General features: G+C 31.4%; 19 protein-coding genes. 4 read left to right on the forward strand and 15 right to left on the reverse strand.

Annotated elements, in window-relative coordinates; genetic code table 11:
• Window positions 1-2 precede the first annotated feature (2 nt).
• From ACVCZW_RS08460 to ACVCZW_RS08475, 4 genes are all read right to left on the reverse strand, one after another.
• Entirely contained in the window at window positions 3-347 is a 345-nt protein-coding gene (locus ACVCZW_RS08460) for a hypothetical protein (protein WP_452232147.1), read from the reverse strand.
• Window positions 347-1,600 carry a dihydroorotase gene (locus ACVCZW_RS08465; protein WP_452232148.1) on the reverse strand — a complete coding sequence of 418 codons (1,254 nt, stop codon included), beginning with the start codon at window positions 1,598-1,600 and terminating at the stop codon, window positions 347-349. Before ACVCZW_RS08465 ends, ACVCZW_RS08460 begins: the two co-directional genes overlap by 1 nt.
• A complete protein-coding gene (locus ACVCZW_RS08470; RefSeq protein ID WP_452232149.1) occupies window positions 1,597-3,516 on the reverse strand; it encodes a BatA domain-containing protein in 1,920 nt (639 codons plus the stop codon). Before ACVCZW_RS08470 ends, ACVCZW_RS08465 begins: the two co-directional genes overlap by 4 nt.
• 152 nt (window positions 3,517-3,668) lie before the next feature.
• Window positions 3,669-4,676, reverse strand: coding sequence for a glycosyltransferase family 2 protein (locus ACVCZW_RS08475; protein WP_452230298.1), 1,008 nt, complete (start codon window positions 4,674-4,676; stop codon window positions 3,669-3,671).
• A gap of 248 nt (window positions 4,677-4,924) precedes the next feature.
• Between ACVCZW_RS08475 and ACVCZW_RS08480 the strand changes: the two genes are divergently transcribed.
• Window positions 4,925-6,817 carry a M61 family metallopeptidase gene (locus tag ACVCZW_RS08480; protein WP_452230297.1) on the forward strand — a complete coding sequence of 631 codons (1,893 nt, stop codon included), beginning with the start codon at window positions 4,925-4,927 and terminating at the stop codon, window positions 6,815-6,817.
• Window positions 6,818-6,904: 87 nt separating this feature from the next.
• Here the strand turns inward: ACVCZW_RS08480 and ACVCZW_RS08485 are convergent, their stop codons facing one another.
• Entirely contained in the window at window positions 6,905-8,101 is a 1,197-nt protein-coding gene (locus ACVCZW_RS08485) for a sensor histidine kinase (protein ID WP_452232150.1), read from the reverse strand.
• A gap of 178 nt (window positions 8,102-8,279) precedes the next feature.
• Between ACVCZW_RS08485 and ACVCZW_RS08490 the strand changes: the two genes are divergently transcribed.
• Window positions 8,280-8,612, forward strand: coding sequence for a DUF6799 domain-containing protein (locus ACVCZW_RS08490; protein WP_452230295.1), 333 nt, complete (start codon window positions 8,280-8,282; stop codon window positions 8,610-8,612).
• A gap of 1 nt (window position 8,613) precedes the next feature.
• On the opposite strand, the gene ACVCZW_RS08495 is transcribed toward ACVCZW_RS08490, so the two are convergent.
• From ACVCZW_RS08495 to ACVCZW_RS08515, 5 genes are all read right to left on the reverse strand, one after another.
• Window positions 8,614-9,387, reverse strand: coding sequence for a TIGR02757 family protein (locus tag ACVCZW_RS08495; protein WP_452230294.1), 774 nt, complete (start codon window positions 9,385-9,387; stop codon window positions 8,614-8,616).
• Window positions 9,388-9,400: 13 nt separating this feature from the next.
• Entirely contained in the window at window positions 9,401-9,970 is a 570-nt protein-coding gene (locus ACVCZW_RS08500; RefSeq protein WP_452232151.1) for a hypothetical protein, read from the reverse strand.
• A 62-nt stretch (window positions 9,971-10,032) separates the two neighbouring features.
• Window positions 10,033-11,730, reverse strand: a complete 1,698-nt coding sequence (locus ACVCZW_RS08505) for an LIC_10190 family membrane protein (protein ID WP_452232152.1) — start codon at window positions 11,728-11,730, stop codon at window positions 10,033-10,035.
• A gap of 128 nt (window positions 11,731-11,858) precedes the next feature.
• Window positions 11,859-12,527: an ABC transporter ATP-binding protein gene (locus tag ACVCZW_RS08510; protein WP_452230291.1), complete on the reverse strand. Its 669-nt coding sequence runs from the start codon at window positions 12,525-12,527 to the stop codon at window positions 11,859-11,861.
• Window positions 12,528-12,578: 51 nt separating this feature from the next.
• A complete protein-coding gene (locus ACVCZW_RS08515; RefSeq protein ID WP_452232153.1) occupies window positions 12,579-15,014 on the reverse strand; it encodes a DUF5916 domain-containing protein in 2,436 nt (811 codons plus the stop codon).
• Between the two features lie 210 nt (window positions 15,015-15,224).
• Here ACVCZW_RS08515 and folE point away from each other — a divergent pair, with 210 nt between their 5' ends.
• Window positions 15,225-15,821 (forward strand): GTP cyclohydrolase I FolE, encoded by a 597-nt coding sequence (folE, locus tag ACVCZW_RS08520; protein ID WP_452230289.1) that lies wholly within the window; start codon window positions 15,225-15,227, stop codon window positions 15,819-15,821.
• Between the two features lie 88 nt (window positions 15,822-15,909).
• Window positions 15,910-16,197, forward strand: coding sequence for a hypothetical protein (locus ACVCZW_RS08525; RefSeq protein ID WP_452232154.1), 288 nt, complete (start codon window positions 15,910-15,912; stop codon window positions 16,195-16,197).
• 90 nt (window positions 16,198-16,287) lie between these two features.
• Here ACVCZW_RS08525 and ACVCZW_RS08530 read toward each other — a convergent pair whose 3' ends face one another.
• The 5 genes from ACVCZW_RS08530 to ACVCZW_RS08550 form a co-directional block, all read right to left on the reverse strand.
• A complete protein-coding gene (locus ACVCZW_RS08530) occupies window positions 16,288-18,522 on the reverse strand; it encodes a TonB-dependent receptor (protein ID WP_452230287.1) in 2,235 nt (744 codons plus the stop codon).
• A 177-nt stretch (window positions 18,523-18,699) separates the two neighbouring features.
• On the reverse strand, window positions 18,700-19,035 hold the full coding sequence (locus ACVCZW_RS08535) for a hypothetical protein (RefSeq protein ID WP_452230286.1): 336 nt from the start codon (window positions 19,033-19,035) through the stop codon (window positions 18,700-18,702).
• A 3-nt stretch (window positions 19,036-19,038) separates the two neighbouring features.
• Window positions 19,039-19,530 carry a DUF6787 family protein gene (locus ACVCZW_RS08540; protein WP_452230285.1) on the reverse strand — a complete coding sequence of 164 codons (492 nt, stop codon included), beginning with the start codon at window positions 19,528-19,530 and terminating at the stop codon, window positions 19,039-19,041.
• A 35-nt stretch (window positions 19,531-19,565) separates the two neighbouring features.
• Window positions 19,566-19,997: a DUF6146 family protein gene (locus tag ACVCZW_RS08545; RefSeq protein ID WP_452230284.1), complete on the reverse strand. Its 432-nt coding sequence runs from the start codon at window positions 19,995-19,997 to the stop codon at window positions 19,566-19,568.
• An 80-nt stretch (window positions 19,998-20,077) separates the two neighbouring features.
• Window positions 20,078-20,719, reverse strand: coding sequence for a DUF937 domain-containing protein (locus tag ACVCZW_RS08550; RefSeq protein WP_452230283.1), 642 nt, complete (start codon window positions 20,717-20,719; stop codon window positions 20,078-20,080).
• Between the last annotated feature and the right edge of the window lie 130 nt (window positions 20,720-20,849).

Below are 20,849 nucleotides of genomic sequence, written 5' to 3' on the forward strand. Positions count from 1 at the left end.
TATTAATTAGAATCAGGTTTACCAATATTTGCGAATAATTTTTGAAAGAAGCCACCAACTAATGGCACTTGTTGCATTTTACCAGAAATAGCAGAAGATATGCCATAAATAAATAATACAGCAAAAAACACCCAAAAACTAGAGGTGATTGGCCAGCTATCAAAAGAATTAATGACTCTTCCTAGCAATAAAAACATAATCCATAAACCTAGTCCTTGTCTAATATGAAAGGAAGAGAAATCGTTTTTCTTATCATTGTTTAAAAAGTAAGCTATTATAGGACCAAATATGGTTATATACGCTACAATTGCTAATTTTTTACCTTCTTCAATGGTTTGTTCTGTCATTATTTAAGAATCATTTTATTATTTGCAATAATACCATAAACACTTCCTTTTAAGGGCGTATTTAAAAATATGCTGTTTTTAGATTTTGAAAGTATGTTCGATTTTTCGAAAGTAAATTTACCATTCGGATTAAACAAACTTGCGTTTATTTTATTTCCTTCGGAAATTGTTGTGCTTTCTTGTCCGAATCGTTCTTTTCCTTTCGTTAAAATACTTACCGTTTTCTTTACAGAGAATAATGTGTTTAATGCACCAAAAGCGCTTTCTAAACCAATAGTTCCGTAGTCAGCATAATCGAACTCAATATTTTTAAGTTCAATGTTTAACGGATTATGATCACTGGTAACCAAATCGATAGTACCATCTTTTACGCCTTCCATTAAAGCGTCTACATCTTTTTGAATTCGTAAAGGTGGTTGTACTTTATAATTGGTGTCAAAATCGGTTAAAACTTCGTCTGTAAAAAATAGATTGTGAATTGCAACGCTACAGCTGACGTCTAATTTTTTCTTTTTCGCTTCTCGAATAAGGTCTACCGCTTCTGTAGTAGAAATAGTAGGAATATGTAATTTTCCGTCCGTATATTCCAATAAAAACAAATCACGAGCTACTTGCAAGGCTTCGGCAAGATTCGGATTTCCTTTTAAACCTAAAGTCGTACTTGTAATATTTTCGTTTACAACACCATTTCTGCTAATAGATTTATCTTCTGGATAGGAGTACACCAAAGCATCAAAATTACTAGCATATTGTAAGGCGATTTTTAGCATATTGGCATTTGCAATGGGCTTTTTATAATCTTGAAAAGCGCAGGCGCCAGTATTTTTCATATCAAACATTTCTGCAAGATGATCTCCTTTACTGTCTTTAGTTAAAGCACCAATGGGTAATAATTTTACCGCATGATGTTGTGCTTTGCTAATTACAAATGCAATGTCTGAACTAGAATCTAAAATAGGTTCTGTGTTCGCATTCATGGCAACCGTTGTAAATCCAGAAAGCGCAGCAGTTTGTAAACCGTTGTTTATAGTTTCTCTGTCTTCAAATCCTGGTTCACCAAAACAAACACTACTATCAAACCATCCTTGGGATATGTGTAAATTTTCTAGATGTATTTCTTTATAATTGGCAGTATTTTTAATGTCTTTAGCAATTTTGCTAATCACACCTTTTTCTATTAAAATATCTTGAACCGTATTATGAAACTCGCTTTTAGAGTCTATAATTGTAGCAGATTTTAGGAGTACGTTCATTTCAAATATTTTAAGAGTAGCATTTCAATAACCAAAAATACCAATGCAAAAATAACAAACCATTTCCATAGCTCGTTAATTTTGGAGTCACTTTTTAAAGTATTAAATAATTGCGTTATCGAAGCACTTGTAGTTATATTTTCTAGGTTGCTAATATCTTGATAAACCAAATTGCTTTCGGTTCTATCTAAGTTATAGCTTACGTTTTCTATACTTTCCGTTTTGTTTTTTATGGAATAAATTCCAGCTTCGTTTGGTGTTTCGTTCGTAGTTATAGAAACCTTATTATTAAAATATTGCTGCTGCGGAATCATATTTATTTCCGACTTAGATAACGAAAGAATATCATCTTGCTGCAGCTTTACAGTAACATCATAGTTATTTTGTTTTCCAATAGTGTAATATAATTTAGGAATCTGTAAACTACGTTTCGCAATATTATAAAAGGTAGGTACAATTAAAGGCGAATTTTTAAAATTGGAGTTTTTACTGTTTAAAGCGGAAGCAAATACAAATACATTTTTGTTATTTGCTAGAAAGGATTTAGCATCTTCAAATTGTAATACTTTGGAAGCATTTTCTGTTTGAAACGTATAATAGCTATTTACTTTCGGATACTGAAAATTAGCCACACGTTTATCAAAAACATTCGTGTATAAAGGATGCGAATAATTAATCGTTGTTATCTTTTTTTCGGAAGTATTTTTAGCGTTAAAAGCTAATCCAGATTGCAATAATAAATTATTGTAGGAGGAAAGCGTGCTCTCTTCATTAGGAATAACAATTAGAAATCCTCCAGTATCTGTAAAAGCTGCAAGTGCAGTAGAAAGTGCATTTGGTATCTCTTTTAATTCGTTTAGAATAATAAGGTTTTGTTTTTCAAAAACACTATAATTCAATTGATTCTCTTTGGTGCTGGTATAGTTGAATTCGCTTTCTGTAAAAATTCGTTTTAAATACGAATCGTTCGCATTATCAATACTTAGTACATTAATTTTTGCAGCTTTATTGATATTAAAAAATAAGCTATTATCAAATTGAAGCTGTGTGTCTTCTATCGTGATTTCGCCAAGAATACTTTCATTTGCAGGAATCGTAAAATTTGCAGTAGCTTCTCCTTGTATAGCAACGGCTGTTTTTGCAATGAGTTTTCCATTGTTTAATAAAGAAATGGGAATGTTATCTAGAGCAATTCCTGTGTTTTTTAATCGCACACTAATATCTATATTCGTTGCAGTAGTTTTTGAAATGTAGACACTATCTACAGAAATATTATTCGTATTTACTGGTTTTAAAGCTACAGCATGCACTTTAATTAAAGAGTCTGTTTTTGGGTTGAAACGGTTTTCCTTTTCTTGAAAATCAGATATAAAAACCAAGTTCTTAATGCTGTTTTCTTTACTGAATAACGTTTTACTTTTTAAAAGTACAGCATCATAATTTAATTGATTTGGAGCATAATCCAATTGTAATAAATCATTTTTAATAGCCTTTATAGTCGTGTTTTTAAAGGTTTGATTATTGGTGATAATCGATATACTTTCGTCTTCTGGAACTTCTGTAAGTACATCTTGAATTGCTCTTTTAAGTAATTCTCCTTGTGCGCCTTTTGCTTGTAAGCTAAAACTATTGTCTAAATAAATAACCGTTTCTGCTTTAGTAGTTAAACTATTAGTTTTAGAAGTATAAGGTTGTGCAAAAGCAATAATTGCTGCTGCTAGTAGAAGTAGCCTGGTTAATAAGGTTAGCCATTTTTTTAGAATCGCACTTTTACGCGTTTGTAGATTTACTTTCTTTAAAAAAGCAACGTTGGTAAACTTTTCAATTTGAAACTTACGAAGCTGAAATAAATGGACAATAATAGGAATAAGCAGTGCAAATAATGCGTAAAGAATTTCTGGGTGTTTAAACTGCATATTATTTTAGATTGGTCAAAGATAAAAAATGATTGTGAATTTAAAAGTTTTTTTCGTGACGAATACACGAATGTTTTTTTGCGAATTTATTGTAAAATGTTATAAAAAAAATATTAGTGGATTCATGACAGATTATTTGTTTCAGCTAAAAGTTAACAAAAGAAAAAATAATCGATCATAGGTTTCATTTCATGCGTATTAAAATAGGCTGTTATTTCTTTCTGTGCTTCGTGATTAGCAACGGTAACGATACATTGCGGATTTTCAATTTGTTTTAAGTATTCAAAATTATGCAATTCTTGATTGTAAATATGTTTGCCAATTTTCTTCTGGTTATCGCAAATCCAATAAAAAGGAATTTCCTTTTCAATTAAAGCTTTGGCAATATTTTTTCCTTTGGTTCCTGCTCCCCAAATAGTGATTGGTCTTTTAGTATCATAATCCAATTCTAAAAAGTAATGCAATTTGATATCTAGAAAATAATTTTGTGCATAATGCTCGTGTGTTCTAGAAGTTCTGGTGCTATAATCTCGCCATTGATGCAGTACTTGATTACATGGAATACATTTGAAATTATGTTTGTAAAACCGGAATGTTAAATCATAATCTTCAGGGTAACGACTCGGATTAAAAGCATCCGCTGTAATAAAATCTTCTCGATGTAACATCCAACAAGGAGAAGGAATTACGCATTCTTTATAGATTTCAGAATAATTACTTCCTTTTATAGTTAGGTCATTCAGCCAGGTTTCATATCGTGCATAACCATTGCTAATGCCTTCGTCACTAAAATACTTTACCAATCCGACGGCAACGTGTTGTTTTCCGCTTTCAAGTAAACTATGTATCATAATTTGCAATTTGTCTTCATGCATAATATCATCACTATCCATTCTAGTAATATAGGTTCCTTTACTATTTTTAAAAGCAAGTTGTAGTGCGTCTATAATGCCTTCGCCATTATTTTTAAAAAGTTTTATTCTAGCATCTAATTTAGCATAGGTTTCTACCAGTTTATAGCTCGCATCCGAAGAACTATCATCTACAATAAGTAATTCCCAATTGGTATAGCTTTGTTGGAGTATAGAATCGATGCAATCGGATAAAAAAACTTCGGTATTTTTAAAAGGAGTGATAATACTAATGAGAGGATTTTGCATCTAGCTAATATAGGTTTTAAGTTAGAAGTATTTATAGTTATTAGCACCTAGAGTTTGAAATGTTTTGAAGGTACTATTTTTTATATTAGGTTTAACTTTAAATACTTTAGGCACTTCAAGGACTTGTAACTTCTCTTATTTTAACAAAAAGTTAAGGAATTAAATTGTAACACATTGTATTTTTGAGCGTCAATTAAGCAAACTCAAACCAATTTCTCCTAAAAGAGGGAATATTAAACTATTAATTTATGAAAAAAGTATTAGCCGTTATTGGCTTAAGCACATTGTTAGTCGCTTGTGGAACTTCTACTAAAACGGGATCCAATGATTTAGCAACAAGTACAGCAATTGAAACTGCTTTAGATTTAACTAAAGTTGTTAATGACAAAGTTCCAGTAACTATTAATCCAGGACGTTTTACTGTAGAAACGGTAACGTATAGATTGCCTAGAGTAGTTCAAGGTACGTATTCTGTTAGTGATTTTGGAAAGTATGTAGACGACTTTAAAGCTTTTGATTACAAAGGGAATGAAATAGCGACTACTAAATTAGATGATAATTCTTGGACCATTGCAAATGCAACAAACCTAGACAAGATTACATATTATGTTAATGATACTTTTGATACAGAAAGCTCTGGAGGAATTGGAGGAGAAAATCCTTTTTCACCAGCAGGAACGAATATTGAATCTACAAACTACGTATTAAATTTACATGGTTTTGTTGGTTATTTTGACTCGTTAAAAAACGCACAATATAAATTAGATGTAACTGCACCAGCAACTTTTAAACGTTCTTCTGCAATTCAAGAAGTAGGAACAGCAACAAGTAAAGATGGTAGTACTTCGACTACGAGCTATTTTGCACCACGTTATTTTGATATTACAGATAATCCAATGTTTTATGGGGATCTAGATGTTGAAGAATTTCAAGTAGGTGATATAAAAGTAGTATTAAGTGTATATTCTCCAAACAAAGTGCACACAGCGGCTTCGCTTAAAGAAACAATGTTTAACATGATGCAAGCGCAAAAAGCATATTTAGGAGATGTGAATGCAACACCTCGTTATGATATTTTCTTGTATTTAAGTGAAGGTAAAGAAGATTCACCTAAAGGATTTGGAGCTTTAGAGCATCATACATCTACAATGGTAGTAATGCCAGAAAGTTCTCCTGCTGAAGGTTTAGCTAAAAGTATGACAGACGTTGTAGCACATGAGTTTTTTCATATTGTAACCCCTTTAAGTGTACATAGTGATGATGTACATTATTTTGATTATGACCAACCAACATTCTCTAAACATTTATGGATGTATGAAGGTGTAACAGAATATTTTGCACAACACTTTCAAGTATATGAAGGTTTAATGACAGAAGACGAATTTTATACTACTATGTTAAGCAAAATTAAAACTGCTGCTAACATGAACGATACGATGAGTTTTACTAAAATGAGTGAAAACGTATTAGACGAGCCATATGCGCCACAATATTACAATGTGTACATGAAAGGTGCTTTAATTGGTATGTGTATAGATATCTTAATGCGTGAAGAAAGTAACGGAAACAGAAGTATGCTTTCTTTAATGAAAGAACTTTCTGCTAAATACGGAAAAAACAAACCTTTTAATGATGATACTATTATTGAAGAAATTACAGCAATGACATATCCATCTGTAGGTGCATTTTTAACGACACATGTGGAAGGTACAACACCAATTGACTACAATGCGTTTTTTGCCAAAGTAGGATTAGCATTTGAAGAAAGTAAAGTAAAAACAAACTACATTCAAAATGATGGCGAATTTATTTTTGCTCCAAACAGAGAAACGCAAACTATTGCGTTTTCTCCTGCAGTTGCAAATAATAGCTTCTGGAATGATAATGGTGTAAAAGCTGGTGACGTTTTGAAATCTGTGGATGGCGTAGCATTAACTATGGCTTCTGCACAACAAATTATTGGAGGTATGTATGCATGGCAACCAGGTAAAGAAATAAACGTTGTTTTAGATAGAAATGGAGAAGAAGTGATTATTAAAACTACACTTACACAATCTTATACTTCTGGTGAAAAGTTACAACCAAAAGCGGATGCTACAGAAGCACAAAATAATTTACGTAAGGCTTGGTTAAAAGGATAATAAATCTTTTTGTAAAGAAATAAATCTCTTTATATAGAGATTAAGAATAACTAAAAACGCCAGATACAAATTGTATCTGGCGTTTTTTTATTTTGCAATGGAAAAAGTGAATGTACTTCCTTTTTCGGGCTTAGATTCTAGTTGAATAGATCCTCCAAGTTTTTCTACAAGCGTTTTTACTGTGTATAAACCAATTCCTGTTCCCTTTTTTCCTCGTATATCTGTGGTTTCTGCAGTACTAAAAAGGTTAAAGATATCTTTCTGTTTTTCTGCTTCAATACCGTTTCCATTATCGGTAACGCTAAAAATATATTCGCTTTCTGTACTAGAAAAATGTAACGAAATTAAAGGTTCCGGTTTGTTATTATATTTAAAGGCATTATCCACCAAATTAAGAAGTATTTGCGTGATTGCTGCTACATTTTGATTCTGTATAAAACCTTCTTTTGTGTATTTGAAATTAGTATCTTTAAGCATTAGAATAGATTTTATCTTTTCAAATAGCTTAGGTATTGAAACATCTTCAAACTCCTTATTTACAAGGTCATCTGCTTTATAGTGCATTAAAATACCATCAATATAATCTCTTAATGTTTCCGCAGATTCTTCAATGTAATCAATGTATTGTTTAGAATCTTTAGATAGTGTATTTATGTTTTCTTCTTTTAATAATTCGGTTAAAGAACTAATATTTGCTAATGGTGATTTTAAATCGTGTGAAACATGACTTGCAAAACTTTTTAAATGGTTATTTCTATTATTAAGTTCCTCTTGCAGACTTTGTAATTGGTCGTTCTTTTTTCGTAATTCAAATAAACGCATGACTTGTTTTCCTAAAGAAACTAATGCTGCCATTTGGGCTTTAGTTAATTTTCTTGGTTCATGATCATAAACACACAAAGTACCTAAAGCCAAACCTTCTGGATTTCGTAAAGGTACTCCAGCATAAAAAATGGCTTTAAAGCCTTCTATTAGTGGGTTACCCTGAAAACGTTTGTCTTTTCTAGAGTCTTCAACTATAAAAATATCTTCTTCTTGTAAAATAGCATGTCCGCAAAAAGAAATGGACCTCGGGGATTCTGATATATTTATACCATGATGTGATTTTAAAAAATTTCTATCCGCATCTAATAACGTAATTAAAGAAATAGGTACATTACATATTGCAGCTACAAGCTCTGTAATATTATCGAAATCGCTTTCTGGTAAAGTATCTAGTAATCCAGATTCTTTAACGCATTTAAGGCGTTCAATTTCATTATCAGGTAATTTGGGCTCTATCATTTAATAATTGGTTTAACAGGGAGTTTTATGAATTATTTAAACCTAATAAGTAAAAGTATCTTATTTTTTTTAAGTTCTATAATTGTAATCCTTTTTTTTAAGAATACATTAAGTAAATGTTTAGGTTGAATAGAAAAAATACTATATTTATAAGGCTATTAATCCATTTTCTAATATTATGAAAAATATTTTTTTGTTATTCATCCTGATGCTTTTTACTACCGGAAGTCTTTTTTCTCAAGATAAAAAGGAAATTGTAGATGCTAATTTTTGTGTTTCCGTAAACGGAAAAGTTTTTAAACATGAGAATGGAGAAATCGTTTTGCTAGAGAAAATTATAAAGTTGAACAACGGAACTATGATGTATCCAAATGGAGGTTATAGACTAAAAAATGAAGATAAATTCTATTTAAAAGAAGGGGAATGTATCGGTTTTAGCGGAAAAGTATATGAAAGCCAAGACAAGTTAAACGTTGTTTTATACAAAAAGTTTAAAAGAAATAGAAAGTAATTTAAAAGCCTTCAAAAACACCAAGTCCAAATAAAGCGAAATCATATTTTACAGGATCTTTAGGATCTAATTTACGTAAAGCAGTATCTAGTTCTAATAAAGCTTTTGCATCATTTTGTTTGCGATTAAGTATCCCAAGTTTTCTTGCAACATTTCCAGAGTGTACATCTAGCGGACAAGATAAAAGGCTAGGAGAGATGCTTTGCCAAACACCAAAATCTACTCCAGCATTATCGTTTCTAACCATCCAACGTAAAAACATGTTTATACGCTTTGCAGCAGAACCTTTAAGTGGATCGCTAACATGCTTTTGTGTTCTTTGTAAATGTTCTATTTCAAAAAAAGTTTGTTTAAAGTGATGAATAGCCTTCTGTAACGAACCGTTTTCTAAATGATTAGCAAATACAGCTTCTAAACCGTTATGCGTTTTGTAGATATGCTGCAAAGCTTTAACAAAGGTTATAAAGTCTAAGCCATTAAAAGTTCTATGTACAAAAGGTTCTAGTTTTTCTAAATCGCTTTCTTGATGATTCACTATAAAATCATGAGGAGTATGATCTAGCATTTGCATCATTCGTTTTGCATTTTTATTGATGCTTTTTCTATTTCCCCAAGCAATAGTAGCTGTTAAAAAACCAGCAATTTCGATATCTTCTTTTTTAAAAAATTCATGCGGGATTTGAATAGGATCACTATCAATAAACTTCACATTATTGTATTCTACGACTTTGGCATCTAAGAATTCTTTGAGCTCTTTTTGGTTTAGTTTTTTCACCAAGCGAAGATACTTATTCTATTGTAATAGTTTCGGTTGATGCTTCTAGCATTCTTCCATTTTCTTCCATGGTAATTTTAATAGTAAATGCAAGTGTTGTACCTTCTGCTATAGCTTCGTTTAAAACAAAATCTTTTCTGTTATAATTATATCCGTTTCCGTCATTTAAAATAGTAATAACATTTTCTATAGGTTCATTTTCTAGCGTTTCTGGATTTTTATAAGAGAGTTTGTTGTTTAATGAATTTCCTGCAACAATACCCAAAATATCCTGGTTTGCGGTAATTATAATTTCAGAAACATGCTCTTTTAAAGTATAGTTTTCATCACAACTAGTTGCATAAGCTGTATTCGAAAACTTTTTTAATTCTTTAAAATTGGAAGCAACTACATAGTCAAACAAAGTCTCAAAATTCAATATTAAATCTTCTGATGTTACTGTGGTTGTATCGCCATCTACTGCATCTTCTGCAGTAAAATATAGAGACTCATAATACAGGTTATAATCTTCTGTACAACAGGAAAAAATAAGAACTTGCAAAAGGGCAAAAAAGGCAAAAGATTGAATGGTTTTCTTAATCATGGTAGTTTTTTTAATAGATGCAGATATTCTGATTTGGTTGCGTAATAAATGCGAATAAATTTTTATTCCAATTCCTTAGAATAAAAACCATCCTTTAAATTTTCACTACGCTGCTGCGGAATCACTTTAAAGTACGTTTTAAAAAAATCTAATTGTTCTTGGTTTAAAGCAGGCAACGGAATATCTCCTGTTCCCCAAAAGAAGTCCATATTTGAGGGTGTATTGATGCTTATGTTTTCTAATTGTATGCTTTTATATTCTTCTGAATATTTAGAATTTTTATATGGTGTTATAAGGTATTCCGAAGAAAAAGTACTAGAAACGGCAAGCTGTTTATTATTGCTAATTTGCTCATTATTTATCTTAAAAAGCAATGGTATAGCTGCAAGTACCACAGACATAACGATAACGACTTGAATGCTTTTTTTAGCCATCAAGACATGGGAAACTATGAGTAAACTAAAACACAATATAAACGGAAAGAAGAAGCGATATTGTGGCGAAGTTAGTATTAGAAAAACCATCGTGATTACTGCAACACTATAAATAATATAATACGCTTTTCGCTCTTTTGATTTCGCTATAATAAATGGAATCACAGCCAAAAGTAGTATCATTAATTTATTAAAAACACCATGCAAACTAGGAGCTAGTAACCAGCTTTTTAGTTTTGTAAAGTATGATGCCTTTTCAAAAGCTTCCGCAGTTAAATGATAGGCATAAGGTTTGGTGTAATTCACAAAATAGGTTTCTACACTTTCTGGTAAACTCCAAGACGTTTTTAAACTTTCTATTCCTTGTAAAGGGAACATTAAATTACCCGTTACTATTATATTTTTAATAGCAAATAGGAATAGCGTTAGGCTTCCAAATAAAACAATAATAGAGGTCGTGCTTCTTGTAAATATGAAATAGTGCTTATATAATACGAATGCAAAAATGCAAAATGGTAAAGCAGTTAGTTTTATGAAAATCATAAAAAACGAAAGCATTACAACGGTAAGAAAAGCCTGTTTTGTATAACTAGAATAGCATATTATAAACTGATGTAAAAGGATAAAACTTAAAACATAAATAGCAATATCTGGAGAAGGAGCACTTATAAATTGGAAGAAAAAAACATTCGCTAATGGAAATAAACCAAAGATAAGATTCCTAGTTGAAGTCTCTTTTTTAGTGATATAATCATTCAATTTAAAAATAGCATAGACATTACCAAGTAGTAATGCTAAAGCGCTTAAATCATTAAATCGGTTGTAAATAAAGCTAAAATTGAAAGCACTTTGTAAAATGTGCCAACCAGAAGTTTGGCCAAGAAAAACGTGTAGATTTACCAAACCATTTACAAAACCAAATTCATTAAGCCATTTAATGGTTTGTATGTAATACGATTCGTTATCTATAACAAATGGAGGAGAAGCACTTTGGGCTAAAATAAGGATACTAATAACCGTTAAAAGTATTTTAAAAAACGTAGAAAGTGCAAGTGATTTTGTTTTTAATTGGTGCCAAAAAGCAACTATTTCTTTACAATTTATAAATGCTAAAGCACTTGTGGTTAATAGTAAAACAATATGAAAGGAGGCATTAATAGCAAATGGAATTGCCCAAATACTAGCAAGTAGAGTAACTCCGAAAAAACCAAAAAAGATAGTTATTACGCTATCCTGTTTTTTTAATTGTAAAATACGGTTTATGTGTACTCCAATAATGCTACTTATTGCAAGAATATAAAACCAAGAAAGGAGGATTAGTAGCATACTAATTATATAATTTCAAATTCCAAAAAAAGTTTCGAAGGGACAGTTTCGAAGGGACAGTTTCGTATACGAATAGGCTTCTTGTTTTATACTCGGAACACGGAATACTGAATACTGAACACTGCTTACTAAATACTGTCAACTATCTTCCCATCTACCATAGTCAGTTTTCTATCCGCCATATCTGCTAATTCTTCGTTATGGGTAACAATTACAAAGGTTTGTCCAAACTCATCACGTAGCTTAAAAAAGAGATTATGCAAGTTTTCGGCAGAGGCGCTATCTAAATTTCCCGAAGGTTCATCTGCAAAAATTAAATCCGGATTATTAACCAAAGCTCTAGCAACCGCAACACGTTGTTGTTCGCCTCCAGAAAGTTCATTAGGTTTGTGTTTGTATCTATGTGATAGCCCTAGAAAATCTAAAAGTTCTTTCGCTCGTTTTTCAGCTTCCGCAGGTTTTGTTCCTTTAATAAAAGCAGGGATACAAACGTTTTCTAAAGCTGTAAATTCTGGTAATAATTGATGAAACTGAAAGATAAAACCAATATTATGGTTTCTAAACTTAGCCAAAGCCTTATCGCTTAAAGAAGTAATATCCGTTTCTTTAATCTTAAATATGGTTTCTTCTTTTTTGGAAGCTTTATCGAGAGTTCCAAGAATTTGTAAAAGGGTTGTTTTTCCTGCTCCAGAAGCACCAACAATAGATACAATTTCTCCTTTTTTAATATGAAGATTTACACCTTTTAACACGTGTAAATCTTCGTAATATTTATGAATATTTTTGGCTTGAATCATTATCTTTTTATCAAGCTATGAAAGTACTACTTTATGCTTAATCCAGCAACTTTAAATGTTTTTAGGTTTCGATTTAAAGATGTTTTTTACATTATTATAATCTATAAAATAAACCATTCTAAGAGAAAAAGTATGATTAATATCTTCTTGAAACAAATCGTCTAAACTTGCAAAATAGTCCTCTTTGGAAGCATTAGAAAAGTTAAGTAATTGATTTCTGTACAATGCAGTTAGCTGACTTCCAGGAGCAAATTGCCAAGAATACGATAAGTCTAAATTCCAAGTATCAAAATTAACATCGGGATTCTCTACATCTGCTTTTACATAACCATCGTCTTGATTTAATCTTCCATTTTCTTGTAATGCATATAAGTCATCTTCATAAGTTACCGTACTCCAGTAGTTTCTAAAGGTTAAGTTTAAAGCATGAAAGGAGTTGAAATTATAACTTCCTGAAATACTATTAATTATTGTTTCTTGATCGCGTTGCCCATATATAATATCATTATTATCCAGAGTCTCTATATAACCACGCTCTTTTTTTTCCATATCATAATTAAATGAATATTGCATGATAAACTTATCCCCAAGTTTTAAACGAGGTTCTATGCTAAAGAAATAGCTCGTGTAATCTCTTCCGCTTTCAAAAAGGGTTTCATAACCTAAACTAGCATCTAAAGCAAAGGTTTTGTTGTAGTTCGATGAAATCCATCCGTTCATATTCAGCCAGTCTTCAGAAATAAAATAACGATTTTTTGCTCTTGGTCCAAAATAGTCATATTGTTTTCCAGGTTGTATGGCAACATAAGCGCCAAAGTCCATTAAGCTCTTTTTTAAGTTTCCGCTAAAGTTTACATTAAAGTTTTTACCGGTGTATGTATGTGGTTTAAACAAGTAGCTTACATTGGCGTTAACGTATAGTTGAAAGCTATTTAGTCTTTTTGTAGGTTCAAAAATTCTATAGCTTCCGTTAGCATAAAAATTACTGAAGTTATTTCTGAATAAAATTCCCATATCGTTGATATCGTATTTTTTATCGACAGCTTCATGTTCTACAGAAAAACGATACTTACCACTATTTTTTCCAAAGCCGATTCTACTACTATAACCAACTTGATTGTTTGCATCCGGAAGGTTTATAGCACTTCTTTTTACTTGAGCAATAAAACCATAGGTATTATTTTTATTGACAAGATCTAATAGTAAACCCGTTACATTGGCATCTCTAGCATGACCATTTCTAGTAACATTGGTGTTAATTAAACTTACCGATGAGTTTTTATTAAACTGTTGGTCAACAACAAGAATGTTATAATTAGCCAAAGGTTCTATTTCTTCTTCTCTAGTACTATTAGTTACATTATCTTTTATTTGTGCTTTTGTTTTTTCGGTAATGGCATTAAAAACACCAATACCTAATCCGTTTTTGGTTCTACCAGAAACTTTGATCGCATTAAGCATGTTTACTTTTTCTGGAAAGTCTACAAATTCTTCATCATCACTTAAAGTAACTTCTCCAACGGGAGCACTTCCAATTCTTCTAGAGTAAAATAAGTTTCCTTTAGAAAATAAATCGACACCTTCCGTAAAGAATTGTCTTTGCTCGGAAAACTGTTGTTCAAACGGACCTAAATTTAATTGTACATCATCAAAACCAGCTTGGCTAAAATCTGGAATTAGTGTTGCATCTAAAGTAAAGTTTTCACTAATTCCGTATTTAACATCCATACCAACACCATAATCCGGACTGTTTTTTGAATTGTATGTTGCAGAAGCAAAAGGATAAAAACTTAATCGAGTAGGAGGTTCAATGTTTTCAATTCCTTTAATTTCACCATTATATAAACCGATATAACCTTTGGTAACATCTACAGGATTCCATGTATATTGGGAGTTGTCTGTTCTAAATCTTCTATGAAATTGTAATCCCCAAGTTTGCACTTTCTGATTAGAAAAACGCAAAGCGGAATATGGAATTTTCACTTCAACGATCCAGCCATCATCTACAATTTTAGTTGCGCTCTCCCAAACGGCATTCCATCCAAAGTCTTCTCCAATGGTTGGGTTTGCAATAGCATCTGCTTGGTTACCTGTTGGGAAAATGAAAAACTCGACATCGTTTTGTGCATCGTTATTCGGGTTTAAAATAATTCCGAAGAAATCGGAAATCCCAAAATTATCACGTTGGGAAAATTGTTTAATAATATCTTCTGGAACGTCGTGTAAATAAGCAGCAAAAAAGATAGCATTATCGTTATAGGTAACTTTAACCTCTGTTTTTTGATGCGCCTTTTCTGCTGCTCCAGCATCTGGTCTAATTTGAGTAAAGTTTCTAGCTACTTCTGCATTTTGCCATGCAGCATCGTCTAAAACGGCATCAATTTTTGGTGCTTGTTCTGTTCTTAAAATGTGTAATGACTTTTTTTCTTGGGCTTGCAAAGTAATAGCAGTAACCATTGCAAGTAAAAGGAGGATTAAATGTCTCATTTGGTGATGTATTTAGTTTTTGATTGATGACTTAAAGACATTAAAAAAAAAGGAATGTTACAGTAAATTTAAGAAACCAAAAATACACTTTATTATTAGGTCTATAAAAAAAAATGGATAAATGCAGAGAACAGAAGTACCAACGGAATTTTAAAAGTTTTTTTTCGACTTATTTTTTTTGCTTATTTTTATACCATTAATCCATATAAGATGCCATACAAACAATTTGAAGAGTATAATATTGAAGTTACTGAAGGTCTTAAAAACCAATTTAAAAGTATTATTGAAGATTTAGGTGAAGACACGAAACGCGATGGATTGCTTAAAACTCCAGAACGTGCAGCTAAAGCAATGCAATTTTTAACACAAGGTTACGATCAAAGTCCGGAGGAAATTCTTAAAAGCGCTATGTTTAAAGAAGATTATAAGGATATGGTAATTGTAAAAGATATAGAATTGTATTCGTTATGCGAGCATCATTTACTTCCTTTCTTCGGAAAAGCACATATTGCATACATACCAAACGGACAAATTGTTGGTTTAAGTAAATTACCAAGAATTGTAGATGTTTTTGCGAGACGATTGCAAGTACAAGAGCGTTTAACACATCAAATTTTAGACTGTATTAACGATACATTAAAACCGCAAGGAGTTGCCGTGGTTATTGAAGCTTCTCACATGTGTATGATGATGCGTGGTGTGCAAAAGCAGAATTCGGTAACTACAACTTCTGGATTTAGAGGCCAATTTGAAAAAATTGAAACACGAAACGAATTTTTAAAATTAATTAGCACCAAGCTTTCTTAGAGAAGCTACACGTAACCTATAGTAAAAAAAATATACTAATTAAGTGTCCGTTAATCTTGGCACTTTTTTTGTTTACTATATACGTACTATGAATTTACAAATTAAAAACAAATACAAATTATTAGCAATAAGCATCTTATTAGATGTAATAGGATTAATACCTTTTATAGATATTGTTTGGGCACCACTTTCTGGGTACATTATGACAAGATTATATAAAGGTGAAATTGGAAAAATAGCCGGAGTTATTACTTTTCTTGAAGAAGCTATTCCCGGATTAGATTTTATTCCAACGTTTACCATCATGTGGCTTTATACACATATATTTAAAAAGACAAAACCGGAAGAAACGATTATTGAAGTAGATGCAGAATAATTTTTTCTGATATTCTTAATTTCGTTTATTGAAAAATGCACCTCTCTGTTATTAAAAGAAAGGTGCATTTTTTTAACCTGAATTTTTACGCTACAAGGTATAACTCACAGAGAAACTAAAATTTCTTCCAATATCATAAATACCATCTGGTTTTAATCTAGATAAGTGATTTACATATTTTTTGTTAGTTAAATTAGTTCCCGTAATTTGAAACTGTAAAGCATTTTTAAACACGTGTATTTCTCCACCAAATCCAGCACTTAATAAACTATATCCTGAAGTTTCGGTTTCAAAAATGTTCGTATTTTTTTGTGCTAAAGCGGTACTTAAGGTCACAAAAGCATTTCCGTTTTGTACAGGTTTTAGATTGTATTCTATGCGTAGCGTATTGTTTATCTTATTTGCAGGAATTAATGGTAGGTAATCTCCGCTATTTTGTTTTCCTGTAACGGTTTCAAAACTACTTTCTATGTGTAACCAATCTAAAGGATGTGGATGTATGTGTAAACCAATTTCTCCTCCATATAAAGCAGCATCTTCTTGAAGATACAGATAAACAGGGTCGTCATTCATCGTTTCACCATTTGGAGATAAATAAATGTAATCGTTAATTACATTATAAAATCCGTTAGCAAAAACCTCTAAATGGTCTGTTTTATACTCTAAAGCTAAATCGGTTTGAAAGTTTTGTTCGTTATTTAAATTCTCGTTTCCTATTTCAAAACGGTTTGTTCCTTCATGTGATCCATTTGAAGTAAGTTCAGCAAGGTTTGGAGCTCTAAATCCGGAAGCTACATTTAATCGAGCAACTACATTTTTTGTAAGATTAGTTTTAAATCCTAATGCACCATTAAAGCTATTAAAGTTTTTATTAAGTCCTTCTAATACATCTATTTTTCTAGTATCATAACGTGCTCCTAATTGCACATCCACTTTTTCAAAATGAATATGAGAGGTTGCTAATACGCCAAAATCATTCGTTGTTGCATCTGGAATTAATTGTTCTTCACCATAATTCGTGTTGGTTTGATTCATACCTTGAATACCAACAATAGTTTCAAATTTCCCTAATTTTGGCATGTGATATTTAACATCATAATTAAAGGTTTTAAGCTTCATGTGTAACGCAGGGTGCAAAACTTCATCGTTATGTTCTTCTTCCTCTTCGTGTTCTTCGTGATCTTCCTCAGCTTCCTCATGATCGTGTTCTTCTTCAAATTCTTTTCTATCGTTGTATGTAAAACCAAGATTTACATCTAAACTAGAATTTTCAAAAAAGAGTGTAGATTTTGAACTAAAAATATGATTTGTTAGGTCTTGATATGGTAATAGCGGATAATTGTTTAAACTTTGAATTCCAATTTCTTCAGGAATCCCAAGCTTTGAAGCGTTTAAGTTATAACGTAATTCCGTTTTAAAATTTACCGCTTGATAACCTAATGCAGCTTTCAAATCTTTTTCGTTAAAACGTGTATTGGTAACTCTATACGATTCCGTTTTATAGTCTGCATGCTCGGCAAAGCTTCCTCTAATTAAAAACTTAAAATGTTCACCAGAACTTTTGTAACCTAAATTGGTGTTTAATCCTTCGGTATTTGAAAAATATTGCAGATTGATATTGGTTTCACTTTCATTCTGTTGTGCAAATCGTTCCGGATTTAAATATAAAACACCACCAAGCGCATCACTACCATAGAGTAGGGAAGCGGGACCTTTTATAACTTCTACACTTTCTATTCCTGCATCACTAATGCCAAGACCATGTTCGCTACCAAATTGCTGGTTTTCAAGCCTTATTCCTTGTGTGTATACCAAAACACGATTGGAACTTAGACCTCGAATTACGGGTTTAGAAATACTAATTCCTGTGGAAACGCCCTCTACACCAGGAATATTCGTAATTCCCTGTGATAGATTAATAGCGCCATTTTTCTTTAAGTCGGAAACTTTACGTTGTTCGACTTTCATTACGTTTTCACTTTGTAATTTGTGAAAAGGAGTAGAGACAATAACTTCTTCCATTTCTATTGCGGAAGCATTTAAATTAATCTCTAAATTTTCTTCTAGCGGAAGCGTAATGGTTTGTGAGAACGTTTCGAAACCAACATAAGAAACTAAAATTTTATAGTTTCCGTTTGGTAAGTTGTTTAAAGTAAAAATACCATCTGCGTTGGTTGTAGTTCCTTTTTCTAGCTGTGGGAAATAAATGTTTGCAAAAGCGATTCCTTCTTTCGTTTCGCTATTTAAAATAGTACCATTAATACTGTTTTGTGCGTATATGTTTGTTGCTAATAAAAGCAAAAATATTTTTATAAATGATTTCATTTACTAATTAATTTAATGTGAATTTTACTGAAATAATTTCAGCTCTAAAACCAAGAGATATTTAAAATAGAAGATAGTAAATAGGGCCTATATTTTGATTACGTTTTATAAAAAAAACATAAAGGAAATAGAAACGAATTTAATCAACTACTTAAAAAAGTATTTGGTGTAATGGCATTAAACTAATTGTGGCGGACCACGTAACGCAAAGGATAAGCGTTGGTATTCGGAAATAAATTGATATTGTGAAGTATGTACTTTATGATTGTTTTCTACATAAATTAAATGGAATGCTGGCGCCTGAAAAACAAAAGAACTATTTACTTTAAACTTATAAAACTCACATTCTAAATCTAGAGTGTGTAAGTGTGTTTGACTTAAATTATCTGTACAAACGTCGTGTTTATGGTTTTCAAAAACATGACCAAGCTTCACTATACTTGGTATAAGTATAGTAACTATGAGGAGTATAGTTACAAATTTAAAGATGCTATGTTCTTGAATGGGTTTCATGTTTTATAAAAATCGACCTAAGCCAAATCGTCTAATCATCTTTTTTTCAAATTCCCAAAAGAATTTATGTTGACCAAATAGCCAACCAAAAAATACTAATAATATTTGATAGAAAATTAGGCCAATGATAATAAAAAGGATCCAATAAACAAATATGTTTAGGTTTTCTTTAGTAATTCCTATCCATTTCATTAGTGGCCTTCCTACAAATAAAGACGAAGAACCGGTTAAGGCAAAGACAATGAATATAGCAATCATTTCCCAACGATACGTTACTTTCCACCTATTCTCTACTTTGGTAAAAAGAAATAGGAAAAAGCGTACTAGTGCATAAGAAATAATAATAGTTAATACTATTTGAATACTAAAATGAAGTTCGTTAGCAAACCTACTGGAAAGTCGGTAAGCCGAATAAAATGTTACTAATAAACCAAGTATAGGAAATAGTAATTGCCAATTTTTTTGAATTTCCCAACGTTGTTTAAATTTTTCCATGCATGTAATTTCGATGCAAAAATACAGAACGCAGTTTAATTTCGCGGGATAAAACCTGCTAATTTTTGTTTATATTTTAATTGAAAATAAATAAAATAGTTATAGAGTTTATAATTAACATCGTAGCCATAATCTGTGCCGTATTCATAGTTTATTTTCATTTCATACAGGTTAGGATCGTATAGACTCGGATTAAGAACTCGAGTATTCCATGCATTTACGAAAAGATGATTTTTATTTTCTAAATACTCTTGGGAATAGAAGCCCTCTGGTTTTGCTCTAGTGGCAAACCAAGAACTAAAACCGGTTTCAATGATTACTATTTCGTATTCTAGCGCTTCGTTACTAATAGTTATGGTGTCATTTTCTATACTAGGTTTTGTTTCTTCAACTACTTTATTGTTTTTCGTTGAATTACAAGCTACTAATAATGTACATACAAGTATCGCGTAAAGAAAGGATTTCATTTTAAAATTTGTTTGCTATTAAAATACAAAAAATGCCAAACAAACGTTTGGCATTTAAGTTAAAATATGTAGAATTTTATTTATTTACCTCCAAAAAGTCCACCAAGTAAACCACCAAGTCCACCTTTTCCTTTTGTTGCTTGTCCTAATACCATTCCTGCAACATCATCAATTACACTACCATCACCATCTGCATCTAATATTTTTTCAAGGAAACTTTGCTCTTCTTTAGCTTCACTACCACCAAGTAATCCACCAAGTAAACCACTTAAGTCGTTAGACGAACTTACATTGTTTTGACTTGCTTGTTTTCCTAAAACACCCATTAAAATTGGTGCCGCTACTTTTAATATGTTGGCTACAGAACTAGCATCTAAACCAGATTTTTCACCAATAATTTTTTCAACGCCTTGTTTTTTATTTCCTAGAACGTGACCTAAAATTTTGTCTCCATCATTTAGTACTTCGTCATCAACTCCACCACCAAATAAACCACCAAGGTTATCTAATATACTTCCATTATGTTTTCCACTTAAAGCTCCCATTAAGCCTTCAGCACCTTGAGGTGTAGAAGCGTTACGCTCCATAGCCTTCATTAAAACAGGTAAAGCCATTGTTAATACGCTACTTGTTTTGTTTTGATCTGTTCCTGTAGAACCTGATACACCACTAATGATAGTTTTACCAAGGTCACTGTTTAATAAGTCTAGAATTCCTGACATTTTTATTTTTTATTTTAATTAATACGAATCGCTATATATCAAAAGATATACTACTAAATTACACAAAAAAAGTCTTAACGTTTTTGTTAAGACTTGATTTTTAAAATATTTCAAAAAACACCGATGAAGT

The sequence above is a fragment of the Lacinutrix sp. MEBiC02595 genome (assembly GCF_053601555.1).